The organism is Duganella rhizosphaerae (assembly GCF_040364205.1).
Classification (GTDB): domain Bacteria; phylum Pseudomonadota; class Gammaproteobacteria; order Burkholderiales; family Burkholderiaceae_D; genus Rugamonas; species Rugamonas rhizosphaerae.
Genome location: NZ_BPWK01000004.1, coordinates 74,431 through 99,489, shown reverse-complemented (window position 1 = coordinate 99,489; position 25,059 = coordinate 74,431). Strand labels below are relative to the sequence as shown.

24 protein-coding genes are annotated in these 25,059 nt (G+C 65.4%); 11 read left to right on the top strand and 13 right to left on the bottom strand.

Going from position 1 to position 25,059, the window contains the following annotated elements:
• Positions 1-11: 11 nt before the first annotated feature.
• The gene (locus tag RUGAMON1_RS10290; RefSeq protein WP_445230423.1) at positions 12-1,901 is read left to right on the top strand and encodes a hybrid sensor histidine kinase/response regulator; all 1,890 of its coding nucleotides are present in this window, start codon (positions 12-14) and stop codon (positions 1,899-1,901) included.
• A 40-nt stretch (positions 1,902-1,941) separates the two neighbouring features.
• On the opposite strand, the gene RUGAMON1_RS10285 is transcribed toward RUGAMON1_RS10290, so the two are convergent.
• Positions 1,942-2,826, bottom strand: a complete 885-nt coding sequence (locus tag RUGAMON1_RS10285) for a LysR family transcriptional regulator (RefSeq protein ID WP_445230422.1) — start codon at positions 2,824-2,826, stop codon at positions 1,942-1,944.
• Positions 2,827-2,950: 124 nt separating this feature from the next.
• Between RUGAMON1_RS10285 and RUGAMON1_RS10280 the strand changes: the two genes are divergently transcribed.
• A complete protein-coding gene (locus tag RUGAMON1_RS10280; protein ID WP_445230421.1) occupies positions 2,951-4,060 on the top strand; it encodes an alkene reductase in 1,110 nt (369 codons plus the stop codon).
• Positions 4,061-4,112: 52 nt separating this feature from the next.
• On the opposite strand, the gene RUGAMON1_RS10275 is transcribed toward RUGAMON1_RS10280, so the two are convergent.
• Positions 4,113-5,117 carry a zinc-dependent alcohol dehydrogenase family protein gene (locus RUGAMON1_RS10275; RefSeq protein WP_445230420.1) on the bottom strand — a complete coding sequence of 335 codons (1,005 nt, stop codon included), beginning with the start codon at positions 5,115-5,117 and terminating at the stop codon, positions 4,113-4,115.
• A 125-nt stretch (positions 5,118-5,242) separates the two neighbouring features.
• Here RUGAMON1_RS10275 and RUGAMON1_RS10270 point away from each other — a divergent pair, with 125 nt between their 5' ends.
• The 4 genes from RUGAMON1_RS10270 to RUGAMON1_RS10255 all read left to right on the top strand — a co-directional run bounded on the left by RUGAMON1_RS10270 (position 5,243) and on the right by RUGAMON1_RS10255 (position 10,884).
• Entirely contained in the window at positions 5,243-6,160 is a 918-nt protein-coding gene (locus RUGAMON1_RS10270) for a LysR family transcriptional regulator (protein ID WP_445230419.1), read from the top strand.
• Between the two features lie 389 nt (positions 6,161-6,549).
• Positions 6,550-7,788 carry a porin gene (locus tag RUGAMON1_RS10265; RefSeq protein ID WP_445230418.1) on the top strand — a complete coding sequence of 413 codons (1,239 nt, stop codon included), beginning with the start codon at positions 6,550-6,552 and terminating at the stop codon, positions 7,786-7,788.
• Between the two features lie 10 nt (positions 7,789-7,798).
• The gene (locus RUGAMON1_RS10260) at positions 7,799-8,224 is read left to right on the top strand and encodes a type 2 periplasmic-binding domain-containing protein (RefSeq protein WP_445230417.1); all 426 of its coding nucleotides are present in this window, start codon (positions 7,799-7,801) and stop codon (positions 8,222-8,224) included.
• Complete coding sequence (locus RUGAMON1_RS10255) at positions 8,221-10,884, top strand: bifunctional diguanylate cyclase/phosphodiesterase (protein ID WP_445230416.1); 2,664 nt, start codon at positions 8,221-8,223, stop codon at positions 10,882-10,884. Before RUGAMON1_RS10260 ends, RUGAMON1_RS10255 begins: the two co-directional genes overlap by 4 nt.
• On the opposite strand, the gene RUGAMON1_RS10250 is transcribed toward RUGAMON1_RS10255, so the two are convergent.
• From RUGAMON1_RS10250 to RUGAMON1_RS10235, 4 genes are all read right to left on the bottom strand, one after another.
• Positions 10,871-11,491 carry a helix-turn-helix transcriptional regulator gene (locus RUGAMON1_RS10250; RefSeq protein ID WP_445230415.1) on the bottom strand — a complete coding sequence of 207 codons (621 nt, stop codon included), beginning with the start codon at positions 11,489-11,491 and terminating at the stop codon, positions 10,871-10,873. The two genes, RUGAMON1_RS10255 and RUGAMON1_RS10250, sit on opposite strands and share 14 nt — an antisense overlap.
• Positions 11,488-12,714, bottom strand: coding sequence for an MFS transporter (locus tag RUGAMON1_RS10245; protein WP_445230414.1), 1,227 nt, complete (start codon positions 12,712-12,714; stop codon positions 11,488-11,490). The genes RUGAMON1_RS10250 and RUGAMON1_RS10245 overlap by 4 nt, the downstream gene beginning before the upstream one ends.
• Before the next feature lie 76 nt (positions 12,715-12,790).
• The gene (locus RUGAMON1_RS10240) at positions 12,791-13,459 is read right to left on the bottom strand and encodes a VOC family protein (protein WP_445230413.1); all 669 of its coding nucleotides are present in this window, start codon (positions 13,457-13,459) and stop codon (positions 12,791-12,793) included.
• 3 nt (positions 13,460-13,462) lie between these two features.
• On the bottom strand, positions 13,463-13,681 hold the full coding sequence (locus tag RUGAMON1_RS10235; RefSeq protein WP_445230412.1) for a DUF6500 family protein: 219 nt from the start codon (positions 13,679-13,681) through the stop codon (positions 13,463-13,465).
• Positions 13,682-13,762: 81 nt separating this feature from the next.
• Here RUGAMON1_RS10235 and RUGAMON1_RS10230 point away from each other — a divergent pair, with 81 nt between their 5' ends.
• A complete protein-coding gene (locus tag RUGAMON1_RS10230; RefSeq protein WP_445230411.1) occupies positions 13,763-14,284 on the top strand; it encodes a hypothetical protein in 522 nt (173 codons plus the stop codon).
• Here RUGAMON1_RS10230 and RUGAMON1_RS10225 read toward each other — a convergent pair.
• Genes RUGAMON1_RS10225 through RUGAMON1_RS10215 form a run of 3 tightly spaced genes read right to left on the bottom strand, consistent with a single transcriptional unit; the run spans position 14,232 to position 16,748 of the window.
• Complete coding sequence (locus tag RUGAMON1_RS10225) at positions 14,232-14,873, bottom strand: Vat family streptogramin A O-acetyltransferase (protein ID WP_445230410.1); 642 nt, start codon at positions 14,871-14,873, stop codon at positions 14,232-14,234. The two genes, RUGAMON1_RS10230 and RUGAMON1_RS10225, sit on opposite strands and share 53 nt — an antisense overlap.
• Positions 14,851-15,723 (bottom strand): gluzincin family metallopeptidase, encoded by an 873-nt coding sequence (locus tag RUGAMON1_RS10220; RefSeq protein WP_445230409.1) that lies wholly within the window; start codon positions 15,721-15,723, stop codon positions 14,851-14,853. The genes RUGAMON1_RS10225 and RUGAMON1_RS10220 overlap by 23 nt, the downstream gene beginning before the upstream one ends.
• Positions 15,723-16,748, bottom strand: coding sequence for a transporter (locus RUGAMON1_RS10215; protein ID WP_445230408.1), 1,026 nt, complete (start codon positions 16,746-16,748; stop codon positions 15,723-15,725). Before RUGAMON1_RS10215 ends, RUGAMON1_RS10220 begins: the two co-directional genes overlap by 1 nt.
• Positions 16,749-16,829: 81 nt before the next feature.
• Here RUGAMON1_RS10215 and RUGAMON1_RS10210 point away from each other — a divergent pair, with 81 nt between their 5' ends.
• Complete coding sequence (locus tag RUGAMON1_RS10210; RefSeq protein ID WP_445230407.1) at positions 16,830-17,405, top strand: cysteine dioxygenase family protein; 576 nt, start codon at positions 16,830-16,832, stop codon at positions 17,403-17,405.
• Positions 17,406-17,412: 7 nt separating this feature from the next.
• Here the strand turns inward: RUGAMON1_RS10210 and RUGAMON1_RS10205 are convergent, their stop codons facing one another.
• Complete coding sequence (locus RUGAMON1_RS10205; protein WP_445230406.1) at positions 17,413-18,252, bottom strand: HDOD domain-containing protein; 840 nt, start codon at positions 18,250-18,252, stop codon at positions 17,413-17,415.
• A gap of 184 nt (positions 18,253-18,436) precedes the next feature.
• The gene (locus RUGAMON1_RS10200) at positions 18,437-19,720 is read right to left on the bottom strand and encodes a D-amino acid dehydrogenase (RefSeq protein WP_445230405.1); all 1,284 of its coding nucleotides are present in this window, start codon (positions 19,718-19,720) and stop codon (positions 18,437-18,439) included.
• A 101-nt stretch (positions 19,721-19,821) separates the two neighbouring features.
• On the opposite strand from RUGAMON1_RS10200, the gene RUGAMON1_RS10195 reads away from it, so the two are divergent.
• The 3 genes from RUGAMON1_RS10195 (at position 19,822) to RUGAMON1_RS10185 (ending at position 22,438) form a co-directional block, all read left to right on the top strand.
• Complete coding sequence (locus tag RUGAMON1_RS10195; RefSeq protein WP_026335331.1) at positions 19,822-20,319, top strand: Lrp/AsnC ligand binding domain-containing protein; 498 nt, start codon at positions 19,822-19,824, stop codon at positions 20,317-20,319.
• A gap of 54 nt (positions 20,320-20,373) precedes the next feature.
• A complete protein-coding gene (locus RUGAMON1_RS10190) occupies positions 20,374-20,799 on the top strand; it encodes a CCDC90 family protein (RefSeq protein ID WP_445230404.1) in 426 nt (141 codons plus the stop codon).
• A gap of 79 nt (positions 20,800-20,878) precedes the next feature.
• Positions 20,879-22,438 (top strand): hypothetical protein, encoded by a 1,560-nt coding sequence (locus tag RUGAMON1_RS10185; protein ID WP_445230403.1) that lies wholly within the window; start codon positions 20,879-20,881, stop codon positions 22,436-22,438.
• 7 nt (positions 22,439-22,445) lie between these two features.
• Here RUGAMON1_RS10185 and RUGAMON1_RS10180 read toward each other — a convergent pair whose 3' ends face one another.
• Both RUGAMON1_RS10180 and RUGAMON1_RS10175 read right to left on the bottom strand, forming a co-directional pair.
• Positions 22,446-23,594 (bottom strand): HlyD family secretion protein, encoded by a 1,149-nt coding sequence (locus RUGAMON1_RS10180; protein ID WP_445230402.1) that lies wholly within the window; start codon positions 23,592-23,594, stop codon positions 22,446-22,448.
• A gap of 14 nt (positions 23,595-23,608) precedes the next feature.
• A complete protein-coding gene (locus RUGAMON1_RS10175) occupies positions 23,609-25,036 on the bottom strand; it encodes an efflux transporter outer membrane subunit (protein WP_445230401.1) in 1,428 nt (475 codons plus the stop codon).
• Positions 25,037-25,059 lie beyond the last annotated feature (23 nt).

Below are 25,059 nucleotides of genomic sequence, written 5' to 3'. Positions count from 1 at the left end.
AGGACAAGTCCATGAACAACAGCAATATTTTGATCCTGAACGTCGACGACAACGACGGCGCGCGCTATGTCAAGACACGCATCCTGCAGGGGGCCGGCTTCCAGGTGGCCGAGGCCGCCAACGGCACCGATGCGCTGTTGCTGGCCAGGCGGCTGGCGCCGGCGCTGGTGCTGCTCGACGTCAAGCTGCCCGACATCAACGGCATCGAAGTGTGCCGCCAGATCAAGGCCGACCTGGCCACCTCCGGCGTGCTGGTGCTGCAGACCTCGGCCGCGCTGACCGGGCGCGACGACAAGATCCGCGGCCTGGAGGGCGGCGCCGACAACTACCTGGCCGCGCCGATCGAGGCCGACGAGCTGATCGCCAACGTCAACGCGCTGCTGCGCCTGCAACGCACCCAGGCCGACCTGCGCAACAGCGAGGAACGCTTCCGCCAGCTGACCGACAACATCGAGGACGTGTTCTGGATGTTCGGCCTGTACAGCAACGAGTTGCTGTACGTCAGCAAAGCCTATGAAGCGATGTGGGGCCGCCCGCCGGAGCAACTGCAGCAACAGCCGGACGACTGGATCAACGCGATCCACGCCGACGACCGCGCCGGCGTCGAGGCGCACTGGCAGGCGGTGCGGAACGGTGAGCATTACGAGCAGGAATACCGGCTGTGCCAGCCGGACGGCGTGCTGCGCTGGGTGCGCGACCGCGCCTTCCCGGTGCGTAACGCCAGCGACGCGCCGTACCGCATCGCCCGCATCACCAGCGACATCACGCACCGCAAGGAAATGGAAAGCCTGCTGCATTCGGCCGACGAAAACAAGAACGACTTCCTGGCCACGCTGGCGCACGAGCTGCGCAATCCGCTCAGCCCGATCCGCAACGCCGTCACGCTGATGGGCGAGGCGGACGCCGGCCAGACCGAGGTCCACCGCAAGGCGCGCGAGATCATCGTGCGCCAGGTCGGGCATCTGTCGCGGCTGGTGGACGACCTGCTCGACGTGGCGCGCATCTCGGAGGGCAAACTGACGCTGCGCCTGCAGGAAGTGGAACTGCACGCGGTGCTGGAGCCGGCGCTGGAGGCGGTGCGGCCGCTGATCGAGGCGCGCGGCCACCGCCTGCTGCTGGATCTGCCGGCGCAGGAGATCTGGCTCAACGGCGATCCGGTGCGGCTGTCGCAGGCGGTCGGCAACCTGCTGCACAACGCCGCCAAGTTCACCAACAGCGGCGGCGAGGTGCGGCTCGAAGTGAGCCTGACGGCGCGGCAGACGGTGTGCATCGCGGTGCGCGACAACGGCATCGGCATCACCAGCTACAACCTGCCGCGCATCTTCAATATGTTTGCGCAGGGTGCGTCGGCGCACGACCGCGCGCACGACGGGCTGGGCATCGGCCTGTCGCTGGTGTCGACGCTGGCGCGGATGCACGGCGGCAGCGTGGCCGCCGACAGCGCCGGCATCAACCAGGGCAGCAGTTTCGTCATGGAGCTGCCGCTGCTGGAGACAACACCCGCCGCCGCCGTGGCGGCGCCGGCGTCGCATCCGCCGGTGGCGGCGCGCCGGCTGCTGCTGGTCGACGACAACGTCGATTCGGCCGAAGTGATGGGCGAGCTGCTCAAGGTGATGGGCCACGAGGTGTATCTGGCGCACGATGCCGGCGGCGCCATGACACTGGCGCGCGCCCACCTGCCGGACGCCATCATCCTCGACATCGGCTTGCCGAACATCGACGGCCACACGCTGGCGCGCATGCTGCGCGCCGAACCGGCGTTCTCGACGACTCGGCTGATCGCCCATACCGGCTTCGGCTCGGCGCGCGACCGCGAGAACACCACCGAGGCGGGTTTCGACTTCCACCTGGTCAAACCGGTTACTTTCGACGACCTGGAACGGGTGCTGCGCGCGATCTAGCCAGCGCCGGCCATTGGCCGCCGATATCGGGCGCGCGCCGTCAGATCCGCATGTTCTGCACGACGTAGTCGATGAACGCGCGCAGCTTGGGCGAGGCGTAGCGGCTGGCCGGCCACAGCATCGTGAACGTCACCGTCTGCTCCATGTAGTCTGCCAGGATGATCTGCAGGCGGCCGTCCTTCAATTCATCCTCGACGATGAAGGTGGGCAGGAAGGCGATGCCTTCGCCCTGCAGCAGCGCGTAGGTGATCGCTTCGATGGTGCTGCATGTCATGCGCTCGTTCAGCTGCGGTTCCGGTTCGCCGTCCTCCAGCTTGAACGGCCAGCGTTCGATGCGGCCGCTGGCGGGGAACTTGTGCAGCAGGCAGTGGTGCCGCGCCAGTTCGCGCGGATGCGAAGGCGTGCCGTGCTTGGCCAGATAGGCGGGCGAGGCCACCACCACCTGCGGGCAGGCGCCGATGCGGCGCGAGGCCAGGCGCGAATCGTGATGGGCGCCGGTGCGGATCACGGCGTCGTAACCTTCTTCGATGATGTCGACCATGCGCTCGGACAGGTCGATTTCCAGGGAGATGTCGGGATAGCGGCGCATGAAGCCGGTCAGCGTCGGCATCACCAGGCCGGTGAGCTGCGGCGTGCTGACGCGCAGGCGGCCGCTGGGCGTACCGGACAATTCCGACAACTCCGCTTCCGCCGCCTCCACTTCGCTGAGGATGCGCCGGCAGCGTTCCAGGAACAGCGTGCCCTCGGCGGTCAGCGTGATGCTGCGGGTGCTGCGGTGGAACAGCCGCACGGCCAGGCGCTGCTCCATGCGGGCGATGCTCTTGCCGACGGCGGACGAGGATATGCCGAACTGCGCGCCGGCCTTGGTGAAGCTGCGCATCTCGGCGACGGTGACGAACATCGAAATGCCGCTCAGGCTGTCCATAGGGTGACTCTCGTTGAAAACGCTATTGCGGAAGTATCTGTCCGATATCTTTGGAATAGCAAGCTATTTTTCTTTTGATGGCCATCCCTTACATTGGCTATATCCCTAACCAAGTGAGCCAATCATGAAAAACCTGATGTCCCCTGTAGCAGTCGGTCCGTACACTTTTAACCACCGCGTGGTACTGGCGCCGCTGACCCGCATGCGCGCCGAAGCCGGCGCCCGGCCTGGCCCGTTGATGGCGGAATACTATGCGCAGCGCGCCTCGCAGGGCAGCCTGCTGATCGGCGAGGCCACCATCGCCGCTGAAAACGGCAACGGCTACCTCGGCGCGCCCGGCCTGTACGACGACAGCCAGATCGCCGGCTGGAAGCTGGTCACCGACGCCGTGCACGCCAAGGGCGGCAAGATCTTCCTCCAGCTGTATCACGCAGGCCGCCAGTCGAACAAGGATGTGCAGCCGGCTGGCAGCACACCGGTGGGCCCATCCGAAGTCCCGCATGGCGGCGTGGCCTACACCACCGAAGGCTGGGTGCCGAACACGCCCAATCGCGCACTGACGATCGCCGAAATCGAAGGCCTGGTCGACAGCTTCCGCCTGGCCGCCATTCGTGGCCGCGAGGCGGGCTTCGACGGCGTCGAGCTGCACGCCGCCAACGGCTACTTGTTCGATCAGTTCCTGCAAGACGGCAGCAACAAGCGCACCGACATCTACGGTGGCTCGTTTGAAAACCGCGCGCGCTTCCTGATCGACGCCACCAGGGCGGTGATCTCGGTATGGGGCAGCGACAAGGTGGCTGTGCGCATCGGCCCGAGCGGCAGCTGGGGCGACATGTCGGACACCGATCCAGAAGGCTTGTTCACCTATGTGGCGGAACAGCTGTCGACACTGAAGCTGGCCTACCTGCACCTGATCGAGCCCCGCATCGCCGGCAATATCGAGGACGAGACCCGCAGCCAGGCGCCGCTGGCCGCGCAACTGATCCGAAAACACTACGCCGGTACGATCATCGCCGCCGGTGGCTTCGACCGCGAATCGGCCGATGCCATCCTCGCCGCCGGCGACGCCGACTTGGTCGCCTTCGGCCGTCACTTCATCGCCAACCCGGACCTGCCGGAGCGCTTCCGCAACGGCTGGCCGCTGAACGACTACGACCGTCCGAGTTTCTTCGGCGGCTCGGAAGCAGGCTACACCGACTATCCGTTCTACCAGGGGCAGGCGCTGGCGGCCTGAGTTCCGGGTTAGCGCCGTCGGCCTCGTTTGGCGAGGCCGACACGCTCAAGCCTTAACCCTCGCCGACCTGCACCACCACCTTGCCGCGCGCCGTACCTTCGGTCAGCGCGGTGTGGGCGGCGGTGACGCTGGCTGCATCCAGCGTGTAGACGCCGGCGTCCAGCGCCACTTTCAACTTGCCGGCGGCGACCAGCGCGCCGGCTTCCTTCATGATCGCACCGTGATGCGCGCGGCCCTTGCCGGACAACAGCGGCAGCAGCGTGAACACGCCGGAATAGGTCGCGGCGCGGAACGACAGCGGCGCCAGCGCATGCGTTCCCCAGCCCAGGCAGCTCACCACATGGCCGCCATACTGGCGCGCTGCGCGGAACGAGGCGTCCAGCGTGGCGCCGCCCACCGTGTCGTAGACCACGTCGAAACCCTCGCCGTCGGTGTACTGCCGGACGTATTGGTCGACGCTGGTGCTTCGATAGTCGATGAAGGTCGCGCCCATTTTTTCGATGGTCTCGCGCTGCTCGGCGCTGCCGGTGGCGTACACCAGCGCGCCGCGCGCCGCCGCCAGCTGCACCGCCATGTGGCCGACGCCACCGGCGCCGCCGTGCACCAGCACTTTCATTCCCTCGCCGACGCGCGCGCGGTCGACCAGGCCTTCCCATGCCGTGATGAAGATCAGCGGCAGGGCGGCCGCTTCGCGCATCGTCAACTGCGGCGGCATGTGCGCCAGCAGCCGGGCATCCACCGCCGCGTACTGCGCCAGCGAGCCTTGCACCTCGCCGATGCCGCCCGTCATGCCGAAGACGCGGTCGCCGGCGGCAAAGCCTTGCACGTCGGCGCCGACGCTATCGACCACGCCGGCGATGTCGATGCCCAGCACTGCGGGCAGCCGGACCTGGGCGTGGTCGGCCTTGCCGGCGGCGATCTTGGTGTCGAGCGGATTGACGCCGCTGGCGATCACGCGCACCAGCACCTGGCCGGCAGTGGCGACAGGGCGGGCGATCCGCTGATCCGACAAGGGGGCATCAAAAGCGTTCAGTACGACGGCTTGCATGGTGTTCATGGCGCTGCTCCTAGGTGATGGGTTGATGGAGCTATTCTGCGGCCGGGCGGGGGCGGGAAAAAGTGGGCCGCGCCGCATTCAGTATCCCGGAATCGTGGATAATCAAGCCAGAACAAGGAGAGAACGTGGACCGTCTGGATGCCCTCAAGGTTTTTTGCGCCGTCGTCGATGCCGGAGGCTTCAGCCGGGCGGCGGCCAAGCTGGGGATTTCGACATCCTCCGTGACCCACCAGATCGGGGTGCTGGAGACCCATTTCGGCGTCAAGCTGCTGAACCGCACCACGCGCAGCATGTCGCTGACCGACGAGGGCCGCCGCTGCGTCGAGCAAGCGCGCCGGCTGCTGGAGGAAATGGAGGAGCTGGAAAGCAGCATGAACGACGCCCACCAGGCGCCGCGCGGCAGCCTGCGGGTCGACATGCCGGGCATCCTGGCGCGCCAGTTCGTGGCGCCGGCGCTGCCCGGCTTCCTGGCGGCGTATCCCGAGCTGAGTGTGCGCCTGAGCGCCAACGACCGCCTGATCGACATGGTGGACGAGGGCGTGGACGTGATGCTGCGCATCGGCGAGCTGCCCGATTCCGGCCTGGTGGCGCGCAGCGTTTTCAAGAACCGCTACATCTGCTGCGCCTCGCCGGAGTTCGTCGCGCGCCACGGCCGGCCCCGGCATCCCGATGACCTGAACGACATCCCCTGCCTGAACTTCGTCTATCCCAAGGCCCGCCAGCTGCGGCCGTGGATCTTCCAGCAGGACGGCCAGCCCTTCACCAGCACCCCGCGCGGCGCGGTGGCGATGGACCATGTGGAGTCGCTGATCGAGATGGCGATCAACGGCGGGGGAGTGGTGCAGCATCTGTCGGTGTCGCTGATCGAGCCGCTGCGCAGCGGCGCGCTGGTGCCGCTGCTGGCGCAATGGCAGGCGCCTGGACCGGATGTGTCGGTGCTGTATCCGCAGCGGCACCAGCGCGCCGCCCGCATCAAGGTGTTCGTCGACTTTGTCGACGCCTTGTTCAAGAGCGCCGCGGCTTCCTGCCCGCCAGCGGCTTGATTGGTAGCCCGATTTTATTTTCTTGACAATATCCACTCGCAAGAAGCACGCGTGGTCGTATCCGCAAGGTGGTTGGCGATGCAAGATATTTGGTAGTTAAATGCTACTTCTATTGGTATTTAATTATCCAAATACGTGGTTTTTCGATAGATTTTTTGGTGTTGTACTCTAATGCATCGACAGTTGCCACACGGCAGTATAAAGTACTTACATCCGAATCAGTTCTTCGGAACGGCTCCCTAGCCAGGCGCAAAGCGCCTTAGCCGCGACCTTCCCACCCTGTTGAGCATGACCGCCCGCGCTCGCGGACGGCGTCCGCGTCTTCGCGCGTCCTGAACACGGTGCACTTGGCAGAACACGCCGTATGTAACGATAGACAGGAACCACGAATGACCGTTGATTTTTCACCGCTGGCTTTCACTTTGACGATGCTCGCTTGCGCCGCGGCGCAGGCCGACGATGGCGCCGCCGCGCCGCGCTGGACCTTCGGCGGCTATGGCACGCTGGGTTTTGTGCACAGTAACGACAGCCAGTCCGACTTCACCGCCAACGTCCTCAATCCCGGCAACGCCGGCGCCAGCCACGAATGGAGCGCCACGGTGGACAGCCGCGTGGGCATGCAACTGGGCCTGAACCTGGACAGCCGCTGGTCGGCGGTGCTGCAGGTGGTGTCCGAACGCACGCTGCAAAGCGGCTATGCGCCGATGGTCGAATGGGCCAACGTCAAATACCAGGCCACGCCGGACCTGAGCCTGCGGGTGGGACGCATCGCGCTGCCGCTGTTCCTGGCCGGCGACTATCGCAAGGCCGGCTATGCCTTGCCGTGGGTGCGGCCGCCGGTCGAGGTGTACGGCGCCATCCCGATCAGCAATAGCGATGGCGTCGACGCCAGTTATCGCTGGAGCGCGGCCGGCATCAACAACGTCACCCAGGTCTTCTTCGGCCACACCGATGTCACCGTCACGCCGCAGGAACATGCCACGGCGCGCGCGATGACTGGCCTGTCCAACACCACAACCAGCGGCGCGCTGACCGTGCGCGCCAGCGCGATGAGCACCGAGTTGACGCTCAAGCTGGCGCGCGAACTGTTCGCCGGCTTGAGCCAGTTCGGGCCGCAGGGCGCGGCGCTGGTGGCGCGCTACGATGTCGACGCCAAACGGGCCGACGTGGTCTCGCTGGGCGCCAGCTACGATCCGGGCGCCTGGTTCCTGATGGGCGAAGTGGGGCGCATGAACGCCCGCTCCTACCTGGGCGACAAGACCGCCGCCTACATCAGCGGCGGCTATCGCTTCGGCGACCTGACGCCATACATCTCCTATGCCGTGTCGCGCTCCAATATGCCGACCCGCATTGCAGGCCTGGACCTGGGCGGCCTGCCGCCGCAACTGGCCGGCGCTGGCGCCCAGCTGAACGCAGGCTTGAACCAGATGCTGGACACCATTCCGCAGCAGCGCAGCATCACCGCCGGCGTCCGCTGGGACCTGCGCGCCAACTACGCGCTCAAGCTGCAGTACGACCGCCTGACGCCGCAGCGCGGCTCGAACGGCACCTTCATCAATGTGCAGCAGGGCTTCCAGTCCGGCCACCCGATCGGCGTGATCAGCGCTTCGGTCGACTTTGTGTTCTGAAGGGGATGCCATGTCTATCCTTCGCTTGATACCCCTGGTGCTGCTGGTGCTGGCATGCACCGGCGCCGGCGCGGCCGAACTGGTCGTCATCGTCTCGGCCCGCAATCCGCTGTCGGTGCTAAGGCCCGAGCAGGTGGCCGACATCTTCCTGGCGCAGACCGGCCGCTTCCCCGGCGGCGACGAAGCCATGGCGCTGGACCTGCCGCTCGGCAGCCCGCTGCGCGATGAGTTCTACAACAAGGTGGCGGCCAAGTCGCCGGCGCTGATGAAGGCTTACTGGACCAAGATGGTGTTCACCGGCCGCGGCCAGCCGCCGCGCGAGCTGGACAGCAGCATCGCGGTGCGCAAGATGGTGGCCGAGAATCCGTCGATGATAGGCTATATCGACCGCGCGGCGCTCGATGCCAGCGTCAAGGCCGTGCTGGTGACGCGATGACAGCGCGCACCCGCAGCGAGACCCTGCGCAACCGCTGGCTGCGGCGCGGGCTGGACACACACGTTTCGCTGCCCTTGTTTGCCTTGCTGCTGCTGGTGGCGATCTGGGTGGTGACCTTCCACGAGATCGACGCCGAGCGCGTGCACGCGCGCGAAGCCGCCACCGATTCGCTGCGCGAATTGATGGGCACCTATGAGGCGCAGGTGGCGCGCAGCCTGGATGGCATCGACCAGACGCTGCGCGTGCTCAAATATGCGGTCGAACGCAAGGGCGCGCTGGGCGCGTTGCCGGAACTTGGCCGCGAAGGCTTGCTGCCGCCGGGCGTGGTGTTCGTGGTCAGCATCGTCGACCGCAACGGCCTGACCGTCGCCAGCAATCCCAAGGCGTTGCCGATTTCGGTGGCCGATCAAAACTACTTCAAATTCCATCAGGAGCGCGACAGCGGCGTCACCTTCGTCAGCCAGGCCACGCGCGACGCCGCCAACACCGAGTGGCATTTGCACTTCACCCGCCGGCTGGACGACGACACGGGCAACTTCGCCGGCATCGTCATCGTCGAAACCGATCCCGCCTACTTCACCAGCAGCTATGAGCGCAGCCGTCTCGGCGAGCAGGGCATGCTGGGCCTGGTGGGCAGCGACGGCGTGGTGCGCTCGCTGCGCATCGGCGACAAGCTGTCCTTCGGCCAGCACATGGAACAATCGGCGGAACAGGTCAGCACCGTGGACGGCGTGCGCCGCTACAGCGGCATGCGCGAGCTGCACGGCGTCGCGCTGAACGTGGTGGTCGGCCTGTCGGAGCGTGAGCAGATGGCTGGCTTCGAGCGCCAGCGCCGCGAGAAAACCTGGGAGGCGTCGGTCGCCAGCGTGGCGCTGGTACTGAGCACCGCCTTGCTGTGGCTGTGGTCCTGGCAGGGGGCGCGCAACCGTGCCCGCATGCGGCGCGCGCAGGAGACCTATGCGGCGGCATCGGCGGCCAGCCTGGACGCTTTCTTCGTCCTGCGCGAAGTGCGCAACAGCGGTGGCGAGATCATCGACTTCGTCTTCGTCGACGCCAACTCGCGGGCCGAGAAGATGACCGGCTACAGCAAGGAAAAACTGCGGCTGATGACGCTGTGCGGCCTGATGCCCCAAGCGCGCAGCAACGGCATGTTCGACCATCTGGTGCAGGTGACGCAGGTAGGCGGCGTGCATGAACAGGAATGGGAGAGCAATATCCCGCAACTGCGGGCGCGCTGGCTGCATCAGCAGGTGGTGCCGGTGGAGGGCGGGCTGGTGGCCATCGTGCGCGACATCAGCGAACGCAAACTGGCCGAGGAGCGCATGCTGCACCTGGCGCATCACGATACGCTGACCGGGATGCCCAACCGCAGCCTGATCGCCAGCCGTCTCGAGCTGACCATCGCCCAGGCCAGCCGCAACGGCGGCGCGGTGCTGGTGGCCTTCATCGATCTTGACGGTTTCAAGCTGGTCAACGACGGCCTGGGACACAACGCCGGCGACGAGCTGCTCAAGGTGGTGGCCGCGCGCATGAGCGCCTGCCTGCGCGCCGGCGACTCGGTCGGCCGTTTCGGCGGCGACGAATTCGTGCTGGTGCTGAACGAGCCGCGTCACAGCGAGCGCGCCGCGCCGGTGCTGGAGCGGGTGCGCGAGGCGGTGCTCAAGTCGATCACGCTGAGCGGACAGGAAGTCCAGGTCAGTTGCAGCATCGGCGTGGCGGTCTACCCCAACGACGGCGCCGACGCCGAAACGCTGCTGATGCACGCCGACGCCGCCATGTACCGCGCCAAGGACCTGGGCAAGAACAACTGCCAGTTCTACACCCGCGAAATGAACGCCTGCATCGAGGAGAAACTGTTGCTGCTGGAAGGCTTGCGCAGCGCATTGGACGACGGCCAGTTCCGTCTGGTGTACCAGCCCAAGGTCGACCTGCATACGGGCCGCATCTTCGGCGTGGAGGCGCTGGTGCGCTGGGAGCATCCGGAACAGGGCTGCATCGGGCCGGACCGCTTCATCCCGCTGGCCGAGGAGAGCGGCATGATCATCGCGCTGGGCGAGTGGGTGTTGCAGACCGCCTGCCGCCAGAACCGCGCCTGGCAGGACGCCGGCCTGCCGCCGCTGCGGGTCGCCGTCAACGTCTCGCCGCGCCAGTTCGAGGAGCAGGGGCTGGTGCAGCGGGTGGCGCTGGCGCTGGCCGACAGCGGCCTGGCGGCCGAATGGCTGGAGCTGGAAGTGACCGAAGGCGTCATCATGCGCGACCTGCAGCAGGCCGTGGACAAGATGGCGGAAGTGCGGGCGATGGGCGTGTCGCTGTCGATCGACGATTTCGGCACCGGTTATTCAAGCCTGTCGGCGCTGAAGTCGTTCCCGATCAGCACCTTGAAAATCGACAAATCGTTTGTGCGCGACCTGGGCGTGAGCGAGGGCGACGAAGCCATCGCCAGCTCCATCATCGATCTGGCGCACCGCCTGCGCCTGCGCGTGATCGCCGAGGGCGTGGAGACCGAGCAGCAGCTAGCCTTCCTGCGCCGGAACGGCTGCGACGAGATGCAGGGTTATCTGTTCAGCCGTCCGCTGCCGCCGGAGCAGCTGCGGCAACTGCTGCTGGAGCAGACGCCGCCGCGTGCCGTGGTCGCGCTGCCGGAACCTACAGCGGCTTGATCACGTAGACGCAGCGGCGGGCGCCGTTGAGCATGTGCTCGACGCGGCCCACCGAACATTCGGGACCCAGCACGCGCTGGAACACATCCAGCTCCGAGCGGCAGAATTTCTGGCACTGGCGCGCGGCCGCGCAGATCGGACAGTGGTTCTCGATCAGCAGCATGCTGCCGTCGTCGCGGGTTTCGACTTCGGCCATATAGCCTTCGGCGCTGCGCGCCTGCACCAGCGCTTCCACCCGCTGCGGCAGCGTGCTCGATGCCTGCAGATGCTGGCGATACTGCTGTTCGCTGGCCGCCTCGCGCGCGCCGATCAATTTATCGAGGCCGGCTTCGCCGAACAGGCCGCGCACCTGATCGATCAGTTGCAGCGTCAGGTCGGCGTGGCGGTCGGGGAAGCGCGCGTGGCCGGCCTCGGTCAGCAGCCAGCGGCGCGACGGCCGGCCAGGCTTGTCGGCCACTTCCTCATACGTCACCATGCCTTTTTCCTGCCACGATTCGAGCTGCTTGCGCGCGCCCATCGAGGTCAGGTTGAGCAGGCCGGCCAGTTGCTGCGCGGTTTGCGGGCCGCGCGTCTTCAGCAGGAACAGCGTGTGTTCGGCGGTGTTCATGGCAGCGCCCCTTCGAGCTTGTCGCGGTCGTTGCGCGCCATGCTGGCGTGCCAGGTCTGCATGCGCCAGGCCGACCACGCCGTCAGCGCCGCGCCCAGCACCAGGATCAGGCGCGTGTCGATCAGCGTCAGCACCGCGCCGATCAAGGCCATGATGATGTTGGCCAGGCAGAAGGTGGTGGAGATCAGGCCCATGACGGCGCCTTGTCCGTGTGCGCCGAAGCGCTCGGCGCACCAGTTGGGGACGATGGCGTTGTAGATCGAATGCGGTATGCCGTACAGGACGATGGCGGCGATGCCGATCCACGCGTTGCTGGCCGCGAGCAGCGCGATCAGCGAGGCCGTGACCAGCGCGAAGCGGCGCGCCCGCAGCAGCGGTTCGCCCCTGAACGGACGGCCGGCGAACATGGTGGTGGTGGTCATCACCGCGCACATGGCGGCGGTGGTCCAGGCGATGCCGCGCGCGCCGAAGCCGGGCACTTCGACCAGCCACAGTGGATAGAATTCGTAGAACGCCGTCACGCCGCAGGTGTAGGCCAGCGTGACGATGAACAGGTTGCGCAGGTCCGGTTCGCGCAGCAGGTTGAGCGAGTGGCGGTCGCGCGCCACCTGCCACCACGAGGTGGTCGCCAGCGACGGCGCCTCGGTCGGCAGCACCACGGCCACCAGCAGCGCCACCAGCAGCAGCGCCGCCACGGCGATCCAGAACGGCACCGTGATGCCCCACACCAGCGTCATGCCGGCCAGCAGCGGACCGGCCAGCCAGCCCATGTAGAACGCGCCGTTCAGCCACGACAAGGCTTTGCGGCGCAGGTCGCCGTCGAGGCGGTCGGCCAGCATGGCGCGCGCCACCGAGCCGTTGCCTTCCAGCAGACCGGTGACGAAGCGGGCGACGATGAACAGCGGGTACGATTCCAGCAGCAGCGCGCAGGCCGTGGCGGCGTGGCCGATGGCGGCGCCGACGGCGGTGATCAGCAGCACCGGGCGTCGGCCGTAGCGGTCGGACATCGGCCCGAGCAGCGCGGAGCCGATCAGCAGGCCGAGCGGATTGATGGTCAGCGCCAGGCCGAACAGCAGTTTGGGCGGCAGGCCGAGGAACTGGTTCAAGCCGTTGCTGACGCCGGCGGCGAACAGCGGCGGCAGGATGGGATAGGGCAGCGACGCGCCTATCGTCGAGAGCAGGGCCAGCAGGCAGGCGGCGCCTATCAGCAGAGGTGTTTTCATCGTCGGCAATCAAAGGTAGCGAGTACCGATACTGTAAGCGGCCTCCGCTAGTAAGTAAACTAAAATGTTTATTAACTCAGTAGTGCAGCACTAGTGGCAGGCCGGGACGGCAATCGTGGGTCCGGCCTTGCGCGCCGTGGTCGAAACAGATCTCCATCAGGTAGGCGTCGCCTTCGAGCAGTGTCAGTTGCGCGCTCGTGCTGCTGGCTTTCGTCGCAGCCGATAACGCTTGCTGCGGCAGCGGCAGCGTCAACGTGACGGAAGTGATCGTGTTCACGCCGGCCGCATGGTTCAGCGGCTGGCGGCGCGCTTCCGGATAGGCTGACGGCGCAGCGCCTTTGGGCAGGAAGAACCACATCGGCTCCGATGCCGGCACGTCCGCACCTATGCCGATCTGCATGCCCGGCGGCAGATAGGCCGGCGTGTAGCCCCAGCACGGGAAAGGCGCGGCGACATCGTCGCTGGATGGCCGCCAGCATATGCCGAACGGGCAGGCCGGGCTGGCGTCGGCCAGGCGTTCGGCCAGCAGGGTGGGGCTGGTCCGGGCGCTGCGCACTTCATCGTCGTTGGCGATCCACAGCAATTCGAGGAAGGCGTTGTGGAAAAAGAAGCGGCGGTTCTCGGTGCCTTGGCCCGGATGGCGGTTGCCCGATCCTTCGCTCAGGCCGAAGGACCGCAGCAGCGCCGCTTCCGGCGCGCCAACGCGGGCGCGGATGAACAGGTGATCGATCTGCATGGTGGCCATTGCTTATTGCTGCTGTTCGACCATCTTGCGGATCTTGACGGCCTTCTCGAAGTGATCGAGTTGGTGGGTGCGTATCCACCATTCGGCCGCTTCCATCAGCAGCTCCGGGTCGTCGTTCTTGTTGGCGAAGAAGGCGTAGAACGACAGGCCCACGGTCTCTCCCTTTTGCGCGATCTTGTCGTTGCAGACGCGGATGATTTTTTCTCTCAGTTGAATACGCACGTTATCGATTTTTCTGGTTGCAAGAACCTTAACTATACATCGTTGCGCTATGATGCGACATCACTCTTACACAGACACACGATGAAGAATTGGTTTGCCAGCCAGCGCGGCGCGTACTTTTTTCTGCTGCTCGGCATCGGCCTGATGCTGGTGTTTGTCGCGCTGGAGCGCAATTTCCCCAATGCCGATCAGCTGGAGACGGCGAGCGGCCGTGTGGCCGCGTCGCAGTCGGCGCAGGGCGGCCTGTATTTCACGCTGGATGGCGAGCAGCGCCAGTTCGTGTTGTTCGACAAAGGCGACTCGGACCAGCGCCTGCGCGCGGCGATCCGCGATGCCGAGGCCTATCCGATCAAAGTGCGCTTTCATCCAGGGCAGGTCAGCAGTCCAAGTTTTTTGCCGGGACGGTTTTATACGGTCTACGGCGTGACGGTCGGCGGCAAGGAAGTCTCCAGCCTGGCCACCGTGCGGGGTAGCTACCGCCGCGACAACCTGATCGCGCTGGCGATGGGCGTGCTGTTCGCGGCCTACGGCGGGACCCGCGTCTGGAACTTCAGGAATGCGGTCGTAGTCGCGCCAGCAGTTCGACATCGCCGGCCACGATAAAGGCCAGGTTGGCGGTGATATGTTCGACCGGCCAGTCCCACCACGCGATCGCCTGCAACCGCGCCGCCACCTCGGGCGCGAAGCGCTCCTTGATCTGCCTGGCCGGATTGCCGCCGACCACCGTGTATGGCGCGACGTCGCTCGTCACCACCGAGCGCGATGAAACGATGGCGCCGTCGCCGATGGTCACGCCGGGCATGACCAGCACGTCGTAACCTATCCACACATCGTTGCCGATCACCGTGTCGCCCTTGTACGGCAGCTCGCCCGGCGCCGGCATCACTTGTTCCCAGCCGTTGCCGAAGATCTGGAACGGATAGGTCGAGATGCCGGACAGCTTGTGGTTGGCACCGTTCATGATGAACTTGACGCCGCGCGCCAGTGCGCAGAATTTGCCGATCACCAGCTTGTCGCCGATGAAGGGGAAGTGATACAGCACGTTGCGCTCGAAGTTTTCCGCGTCGTCGGGATCGTCGTAGTAGGTGTAGTCGCCGATGACGATGTTCGGATTGTCGACCGTGTTCTTGATGTAGCAGACTTGCGGGAAGCCCGCCATCGGATGCGGGTTATTGGGGGATGGTCCGTTCATTCACTCTCCTCAGATATTGAGAAAACTCTTTCCGCAGGATCTCAATATTTTTCCCATATGAGACTTCCAGTGCTTGCGGAAACTCAGTTCCGGATAGCAGCAGCTGCATCAGTTTTTCGAATTTTTCAGGTTGGGTATCGTGCATATAATGTACAAACGATGCGCCAATCCTGTAGATAAGCCAGTTCGCCACCCCATTCCTTGTGACGGCATCAGCGGGATTTTTACTTGCGAACCAAAAGTCAACGCGACCAGACAAGTAGGCTTCTTTTTCCGCGCTGCTCATTAATTCCGACACATCTTTTTCTTTGGTGTAGTCCGGACCGCCGTCTGCGACAAAAACAGCAATTCCTTCTCTGAACCACATAGGAATATTCTCAATGTGAGTTTTTTCTCCCAGATGCGTATTGAAAAGATAGTGCGTGAGCTCATGCGTTGTTAGCTCGGCGAGAGATTCTTCGCCACGGTCGAAAGCGCCTGGAGATAAAAATAATTTCCCCCAATACACAGCGCCCCTGACGTTTTTTGATAAAAACACATAGTCATTGAACGAGTCCTGCGACGCGCAAACATAAGTTTCTATCGGTTTTGCAAAATGCGCATTCAGAGTGACTTCCACCTTGCGCTGGCTGGCACTCAGAATTTCCTTCAATGACAGTGCATTCCCCTTCGCGCTTTTTTCGTATCGTATCCGCGAATCTTCCGCCAGCGTTATAAAGTTGTCCGTCGACTTGTATTTTGCGATTAATGCCTTTAAAAATAGAGGTTTATTTAAAAAAACACCCAGGACAAGCAGGACTATGACGCAGCCTATTGGAATTATAAATTTCCAACGATTTAATTTAGTCATTACGACACGTCGCGCTGGCGGCGGAAGGCCAGCCAGCCGGCGATCACCGTGAAGCTGGCGACGATCGCCACCACCAGCCAGAAGCCTTCCGGGTCCTGCGCCAGCGGGATGCCGCCGACGTTCATGCCCAGCAGGCCGGCGATGATGTTGATCGGCAGGGCCAGCACCGTGACGATGGTCAGCACGAACAGGCTGTGGTTATTGCCTTCGTTGACCAGCGCCGCAATCTCTTCCTGGATCAGCTTGATGCGCTCCTGCAGCGAGGCCATGTCCGCCAGCACCATCGAGAATTCCTCGGTCGACTCGCGCAGTTCCTGGGCGTCGAGTTCGGCCACCCAGGCCGGCGGCCGTTGCAGCAGCCGGAACAGCGCGGCCGGTTCCGGCGCCAGCAGGCGCTGCAAGCGCACCAGCACGCGCCGCAGCGCGCCCAGGCTGGCGCGCTTGGTCTTCAGTTTGCCGGCCAGCAGATTGTCCTCGATCTCGTCGACGGTGCTGATGGCGTTGCGGACGATCTTGATCAGCGCGTCGGCCTGGTCGCGCAGCAGGTGGATCAGCAGCTCCACCGACGAACGTATCGGCTCGCCGTTGCGCACCGCGTTGCGCAGGCCGTCGACCGCCTTCAACGGCTTGCGCCGCGCGCTGATGACGATCTGCTGGTCGACGCTCAGCCACAGCGTGGAGATGTCGGACGGCTCGAACGAAAAATCGTGCAGCACGTCGTTGACCACGGCGATCAGCATGTTGTCGGCCATTTCGATGCGGGTCGAGCGCGGGCCTTCGTGCAGGCTTTCGTAGAATTCTTCCGGCAGCGCGGTGTGCTCGTGCAGCCATTTTTCGCTGGCGGTGTTGGCCAGGTTGTAGTGCAGCCAGATGAATTCCTGCGGATGCTGCTCGCGCTCGGCCAGCCACAGGGATGCGGCGTCGGCGTCCAGCGGCAGGCCCTTGCAGTCCGGTGCGCGGCCGAACAGGTAGCCGCAGACCAGACCCGATGAGTCGGAACCGTAGGACAGTGGCGCATTCTGCATTCAAATTCTCCGTGATGGTCGCGGGCATCAGGATAGCAAATTACGCTAAGATGGGGTGATATATCCTCGGTCGGAGAGAGCATGCAGCCAGCGTATCAACAACCGGATCTGCCGCCGCAGCTGCGGCGCTTTGTCGATGGCATGGACGCGCTGCTGGCGCGCGGTGCGGCCGAAGCCGACATCGTCGCGCAGGGCGGGGCGCTGCTGCGCACCTTGCTGGCGCACGACGACTGGCTGCCCGATGCGCTGGCGCAGCCGCATCCGCAGTTCTACCGGCAGTACCTGCTGTATCTCGATCCCGCTGCTCGTTATTCGGTCGCCAGCTTCGTGTGGGGGCCGCGACAGCGCACGCCGCTGCACGATCACACGGTGTGGGGACTGGTCGGCATCCTGCGCGGCGCGGAGGTGGCGCAGCCATGGCGCCACGACGACAGCGGGGCGCTGGTAATGGACGGCGAGCCCTTGCTGTTGCGGGCGGGAGAGGTGAGTGCGGTGTCGCCCACCTTGGGCGACATCCATGAAGTGCGCAACGCCTGTGACGACCGGGTGTCGGTCGGCGTGCATGTGTATGGCGCGGATATCGGCGCCGTCGACCGCTTTGTGTACGCGCCCGACGGCAGCCGCAAGCCGTTCCGCTCCGGCTACGCCAATCGTTGATGCAAACTCAGACCAGCAGCGCGTTGTTCATCTCGATGGCGTCGATCTTGGCTTCGGCCAGCATGGATTCGAGCTTTTCCTCGTCGATGAACAGGTCGATGGCCGAATCGGAGTGCGGCGGCAGGTCGCGCTGGGCTTCCTGCAACGGCGACTTCACCGGCGTCAGGTGATTGGCCAGCAGCAGCGTGTCGAGCAGCGTGTCCGGCGGGATCGACATGAAGCTGTCGCGCAGACCTTCGATGGCTTCGGCCACCGGCTCCGGGATGCACAGCTTGCGCATCACTTCGCGGGTGATGATTTCCTCGCTGGCCGAGTGCCAGTTCTCGGGATCTTCTTCCAGCAGGCCGGGGAATTCGTCGGCGCGCGACAGCAGGTAGAAGCCGCCCACTTCGTGCACGATGGCGGCGAACAGCGCCGTGTCGGGGTTCACGCCGGTGACCTGGCGCGCGATGATGCGCGACAGCGCCGCCACGGCGATGGTGTGGTCCCACAGCTTTTCCGCCTTGTAGCGCAGCTCGGGGTCGGCGATCTTGGCGCCGAACTGGCGCACCACCATGGCGGCCGCCAGCGCGAACAGATTCTGGTAGCCGATGCGCATGATGGCGCCGCGCACGTTGGTGATCACCGGCGCGCCGGAGCGGTTGAACATCGCGGAATTGGCGATGGCGACGGTGCGTGCGGCCAGGATAGGCTCCGCCAGCACCAGGCTGATGGCCTTGTCGACCGGGCATTCCGGATCGTCGAGCGCAAGTTGAACGCGGAGCGCCGCATTGACACTGGTCGGGAAAACCAGTTCACCACGGATGGCCAGCGCCGCGATATGGCCGAATGCTTCTAGTTTATTCATGATCAAAATTATACGCATGCGCGGCCCCAATCTCAACGCCATCTTGGCTCGCGCGTGGCTTCTGGGGCCTTGAGGAGGCGGCAATGCCACACTGTGGGGCATTCGGCGGGGATGGGAGGCTGGTGAGGGAGCCGTGCGCGGCGACGTCACAGGCGCCGCGCACGGGGTAAAGCGAAGATCAGGTTCAGGCGTTGGCGAATTGCGGACGGCGCTGGGCGCCTTCGCGGTTGTAGCGGCTGACCGACAGGTCGTCCGACAGGATGGCCGGGCGGCGGGCCGAGATCAGGTCCGACAGCAGCTGGGCCGAGCCGCAGGACATGGTCCAGCCCAGCGTGCCGTGGCCGGTGTTGACGAACAGGTTGCGCAGGCCGGTGCGGCCGACCACCGGCGTGCCGTCCGGCGTCATCGGACGCAGGCCGGTCCAGAAGCTGGCGGCGGCGGTGTCGCCGGCGCCGGGGAACAGGTCGTTGACCACCATTTCCAGCGTTTCGCGGCGGCGCGGGTTGAGCGCCAGGTTGAAGCCGGCGAGCTCTGCCATGCCGCCGACGCGGATGCGGTCGTCGAAGCGGGTCACGGCGATCTTGTAGGTTTCGTCCAGAATGGTCGAGACCGGCGCGGAGGCGGCGTTCACGATCGGCACGGTGATCGAATAGCCCTTCATCGGATAGACCGGGATCTTGACCAGGTCCTTCAGCAGCGTGGTCGAGTAGGCGCCCAGCGCGACCACGTAGGAGTCGGCCGTCACCAGCTCGGCGCCGCACTGCACGCCTTTGATCTCTTCGCCGGCCGTGACCAGGCCGCTGATGTCGACGCCGTAGCGGAACTTGACGCCCAGCTGCTCGGCCATCGCGGTCAGGCGGGTGGTGAACAGCTGGCAGTCGCCGGTTTCATCGTTGGGCAGGCGCAGGCCGCCGACCAGCTTGTTCTGGTCCAGGCCGGGTTCGGCGGCGACCAGTTGTTCGCGGTTCAGTAGCTCGTAGGGCACGCCGGTTTCCTGCAGCACCTGGATGTCCTTGGCGGCGTCGTCCAACTGCTTCTGGGTGCGGAACAGCTGGGTCGTGCCTTGCTGGCGGCCTTCGTATTCGATGCCGGTGGCGGCGCGCAGGGCTTTGAAGCAGTCGCGGCTGTATTCGGCCAGGCGCACCATGCGTTCCTTGTTGACGGCGTAGCGTTCGGCATTGCAGTTTTGTAGCATCTGCCACATCCATTGCAGCTGGAACAGCGTGCCGTCCGGGGTGATCGACAGCGGGGCGTGGCGTTGCAGCATCCATTTCATCGCTTTGAGCGGGATGCCGGGCGCGGCCCATGGGGAGGCGTAGCCGGGGGAGATCTGGCCGGCGTTGGCGAAGCTGGTTTCCAGCGCGGGACCGGGCTGACGGTCGAGCACGGTCACGTCGTGGCCGGCTTGCGCCAGATAGTAGGCGCTGGTGACGCCGATAACACCGCTACCCAAGATCACAACCCGCATTACAGTCTCCCGATTATTTAGCCATACCAGATATTCCGCTATGGTATGCTTGTATTGCTAGTATTTGTTACTATATAACTTCATATATTCAGTGGATTTTCATGCGAATTCAAAAAGAATCGGTCCGCAGCCTCGATAAACTGGACAGAAAGATATTGCGCATCCTGCAGGAGGACGGGAGGATCTCGATGAAGGACTTGAGCGAGCAGGTCGGCCTGTCGATCACGCCGGCCATCGAGCGGGTCAAGCGCATGGAACGGGACGGGGTGATCACCGGCTACCACGCGCGCATCGATCCGCCGGCGCTGGGGGCGAAGTTGCTGGTGTTCGTGGAGATCACGCTGAACCAGAAATCGGGGCCGGTGTTCGAGCAGTTCCGGCGCGAGGTGCTGCGCATACCGGAGGTGCAGGAATGCCATCTGGTGTCGGGCGACTTCGATTACCTGATCAAGGCGCGCATTCATGAAATGGCCGAGTACCGCAAGCTGCTGGGCGACATGCTGCTCAGCTTGCCGGGGGCGGCGCAGTCGAAAAGCTATGTCGTGATGGAGGAGATCAAGGAGACGTTGATCCTGTCTACCGAGGTGGTGCCGGGTTGAGCCGAATCAAAGTGTGCTGCTTGCGTGGCGCGGGCAGAGGCGCACAATGTGGAGATGAACGGTACATTCGACACCCTCAGTTATACCAAGCGTTTGGAAGCGGCCGGTGTACCCGCTGAGCAAGCGGAGGCGCATGCGCTCGCGCTTCGTGAAGTGATGCTGACGCAATGTGCGACCAAGGCCGATATCTATGATTTGCGTGAGGCGATACTCACACAAGGTGGCCGATTGGACGCCCATGGCGGCCAACTGGAGCAAATGATCCGGGAAGTGGCCGCCGAGTCGGAAAGGCGCGATCTGCAGTTGAGCGCAAAAATTGATCTGGAAGTACAGCGGCTGGATGGTTCGATCAAGCAGCAGGGCAACCATCTCCATAACGACATGCTTAAGATAAAGGCCGATCTGATGGGCTGGACCCTGGCGCTCAATATCTCGCTGGTTGCCATTCTATTCGCCGCGCTGACCTACTTCCGCGCTTAGCCGTGTGCCAGCTAACGTAGTGATCGCGCCGCTTCAGTTAAAATGCAATAACAGCATTATTTAACGAAGCGGAGCAAGTGTGAACAATCAGCACGGTACTCCCGGCGATACCCATGTGGTCAGCGTGCGCTCGCTGGACGAGCACATGTCCACCGACCAGAGTTTCAGCTCGGCCTACGCGCGCGCCGTGGGCGCCATCGCCGGCAACGAAGGCAGCCTGACGCTGGCGCAGTTCGCGGCAGTCACCGACATCGCCGGCGACGGCAAATCCTCCGCCGTCTTCACCGCATTGGTATTGAACGCCATCGAATCGGGCGTGGACGTCGACTGGGCATTCAACGCCCTCGGCCGCAGCAGCGCCGGCATCGACCAGGCCGCGCGCGAAAACGCCCTCAGCATGACCATCCCGCTGCTGGCGCTGCACGGCCCCGACGCCCGCGTGCTGGCGCAACGCCTCGCCAAAGCCTTGTCGGCCCGGCTCTCGCCCGAAGACCTGAACCGCCTGCCACAGACCGAAGAGCGCGGCATCCTCGCCAACCTCGGCGAACAGGCGCGCCGGCTGGTGCGCGGCCGCTCGCTGGCCGACGCCGTGGCCGATTTCGGCCGCCACGCGGGACAACCGGTGCTGGTCGAACACGCACGCAATTTCCAGTCCGGCGACATCGATCATGTTCAACTGCGGGAACTGGTGGGCAGCACCACTGCCGCCATCGCGCAGGACATCAGCGTCTACCTGGAACAGGCGCGCATGCTGTCGGTGGGCGAGGCGATGGCCGCGACCTTGGTCAGCGCCGCCAACGAGCTGAAAAACCAGGTGCTGCAACGCCTGACCCTGGTGGACCAGCGCATCGCCTACGAACGCCGCCTGCTGCTGGAGGAAATCGACGACGCCGTGCACGATGCCGGCAACGCCATCGAACTGGCGATCACCGACCGGCTCAACACCGATCAGTGGAAAGACGACGATGTGTGGGCCAGCATGGGACGCCAGCAGTTCGGCCAGGAGATGGAGCGGCGGCTGGACCGCATCGTGCGCCGCAAGGAGCAGTCGCTGCACCTGTTGCAGGAGGACTTGCGGCTGTTCCAGCAGGCGATGCGGCTGAATCAATCGTCGGTGTTCCAGCGTCAGCACCACTCGACGCTGGCCAAGCTGATGCCGCGGCTGCGGGTCGGCACGCGCATCGTCAACAGCGTCGACACGGCGGCCAACGTCACCTTGATGAGCGGAGCGGTGGTGGCGGCCGGCACCGGCACGGCGGCTTACCTGATCGGCGCGGCGGTGGTGTTGCCGGTGGTGGCGCCGGCGGCGCCGTTTGTCGGCGGCGCGGTGCTGCTGGCCGGCGCGTTCAAATGGTTCAGCGACGGCGGCAAACGCAAACGCACCGAGATCCGCGACAAGCGCGCCGCCTTCGAGGCCGAACTGCGCAAGCAGCTGCAAGCGGCCGAGTTGAGCTTCAACACCCAGCTGGACCTGGTGGCCCAGGGCTTCCACGACTCCGCGCTGCAGCTGCTGACGCCTTTGCTGCTGGAAGCCGAAGCGGCCGGCCGCGTGCCCGGCATGCGCCAGCGCATCGCCGACCGCGTGATTACCCAGGCCCAGGCGGCGATCCGCCAGCTCGACGCCGAGCTGTGCAAGTAACCCGGGTTTAGAGGTTGCGGGCGATGATGGCGTCGGCGGCGGTGGCGGCTTGCTGCAGCGGCTGCGCCAGCGTCTGCGTGCTGTAGACCGGCGTTTGCGGCATCGCCGCGCCCAGCACCGGACCGTCGGCCTTGCTGATGTCCACCGTCACCGTGGTCGACAGGCCGATGCGCAGCGGATGCTCGGCCAGCTCCTTCGGATCCAGCGCGATGCGCACCGGCAGCCGCTGCACCACCTTGATCCAGTTGCCGCTGGCGTTCTGCGCCGGCAGCAGCGAGAACGCGCTGCCGGTGCCGGCCGACAGTCCCACCACCTTGCCGTGGAATTCCACTTTGCCGCCATACATGTCGGCTTCGATCTTCGCGCTCTGTCCGACGCGGATATTGCGCAGTTCCGATTCCTTGAAGTTGGCGTCGACCCACAGCTGGTCGAGCGGCACGATCGCCATCAGCGAGGTGCCAGGCGCGGCGCGCGCGCCGATCTGCACGCTGCGCTTGGCCACGTAACCCGACACCGGCGCGACGATGGTGTTGCGGCGCGCCGCCAGCCAGGCCTGCACGTAGTCCGCCTTGGCCGCCTGCACCGCCGGATGCCGGGCCACCGTCACGCCGGCCACGCCGGCCTGCGCGGCCTCGGCCTGCCGGCTCGCCACCGCGATCGCGGCGCGCGCATTGTCGACCGCCTGGCGCGCGTGGTCGACTTCCTCTCCCGACACCGTGTGATCGGCCGCCAGCGGCTTGCGGCGCGCCAGGTCGTCTTCGGCGGTTTTCAATTGCAGCTTGCGCAGCGCGACGGTGGCGTCGTACTGGGCGACGTCGGCGTAACGCTGGCGTTGCTGGCGCACGGCGGCGCCGAGGCGGGCGTCGGCCTGGCTCAGCGCGATGTCGGCATCGGCCGTATCGAGCTTGATCAGGGTGGCGCCGGCTTGCACCATCTGCGTTTCGTCGGCGCGGATTTCGGTGACGTTGCCGGTCACCTGCGACGACAGGTTGACCAGGTTGCCGCCCACGTAGGCATTGTCGGTTTCCTGCTCCTTCGACAGCACGGCCTTGTAGTAAACCGCGTAGGCCACGCCGGCGGCGATGAACAGCAGCGTGATCGCGGCCAGCACGGTCTTGCGCTTTTTGTCGTTGGGTTTGGTGGTGTCAGTGCTCATGATGGGTTCCCGTTTTATTTGAAGGCGGTGGCGGTGGGCGCTTCTTCGCGATAGCCGCCGCCCAGCGCGTTCGTCAAAGCCACTTCGGCCAGTCGCTGGACTTGTTGCAGATAGAGGTCGGCGTCCTGCTGTTTGAGCAGCGCCAGTTGCGCGGACAGCACGCTGGCGCGGCCGGCAAGGCCGCGTTCCAGCCGCGCCTGCGCCGACGCCAGTTGCGCGCGCGCCGCGCCGGTGGCGGCCGACTGCTGCACGATCTGCTGTTCGATGCCTTGCAGCTGCACGCCGTCCTGCGCCACATCGCGCACGGCGGCGATCACCGCCTGGTTGTATTCGGCGATGCGTTCGTTGCGGCCGGTGCGGGCGCTGTCCAGTTGCGCGTCGAGGCGGCGGCTGTCGAACAGCGGCAGCGTCAGCGTCGGCCCGATGTAGAGCGTGCGGCTGGCCGCTTGCAGCAGGTTCTCCAGCTTGACCGTGTCCAGGCCGATGGAGCCGGTCAGGTTCACGTCGGGATAGAAGGCCGCCTTGGCCGCGTCGATCTTGCTGAGCGAGGCTTCCAGCTTCCAGCGCGCGGCTTGCAGATCCGGGCGCCGCGCCAGCAGTTCCATGCCGAGACGGGCGGGCAGGGCGTGCGCCGCGTTGCCCAATGGTTGCGGCTTGAGGTCGGCCAGCGCGCCGCCGTCGGCGCCGATCAGGGCGCGCAGGGCTTCGCGCTCGCGGCCGATGTCGGCGTTGAGTTGCGCCTGCTGCTTGCGGATCAGGCTCAACTCCGATTCGGCGGCGCGCTGCTCGTCGCCGACGGCCAGGCCGCCGGCGATGCGCTTGGCCTTGTCCTGCACCAGCGCCGCTTGCGCGGCCGCCAGCTGTTCGGTGTTGGCCAGGCGCGCCCACGCGCCTTGCAGACGGAAGTAGCTTTGCGCGATGGCGGCGGCCAGTGCGCGTTCCGCTTCGGCATAGACGGCGCGGCCGGCGTTCAACTCACCGACGGCGGCGGCGACCTGCGCGCGGTTCTTGCCCCACCAGTCGAAGTTGTAGCGGGCGTCGAGGCGCAGCGTCTCTGCGCTGAACCAGGCGCCGCCGATCGGCGCCGGGAACAGGCCGGTGCCGGAGTAGCGCTGGCGGTTGGCGCCGGCGTAGCCGTCGACATCCAGCCCCAGGTCGGCCGCGCTGCGCGACAGCGCCGAACGCGCGCTGCCGATCTGCGCCGCCGCCACTTCCAGCGTCGGGCCGGCGGCCAGCGCCTGCTTGATCAGCGCATTCAGTTGTTCGTCGTGGTAGGCGGTCCACCATTGCGCGTCCGGCCAGCCTTCCTGGGCCAGCTTGATGCCGGCCGACAGTTCGGCGCCGGCGATGTCGCGCCTGGCCAGCGGATGCGGGTCCGGCGTGATGTGGGCGCAGCCGGCCAGCGCCAGGGCGGCGGCCAGTAGCAAGGCGGTTTTTTTCACTTGAGGTTCCAATCGTTTCATCA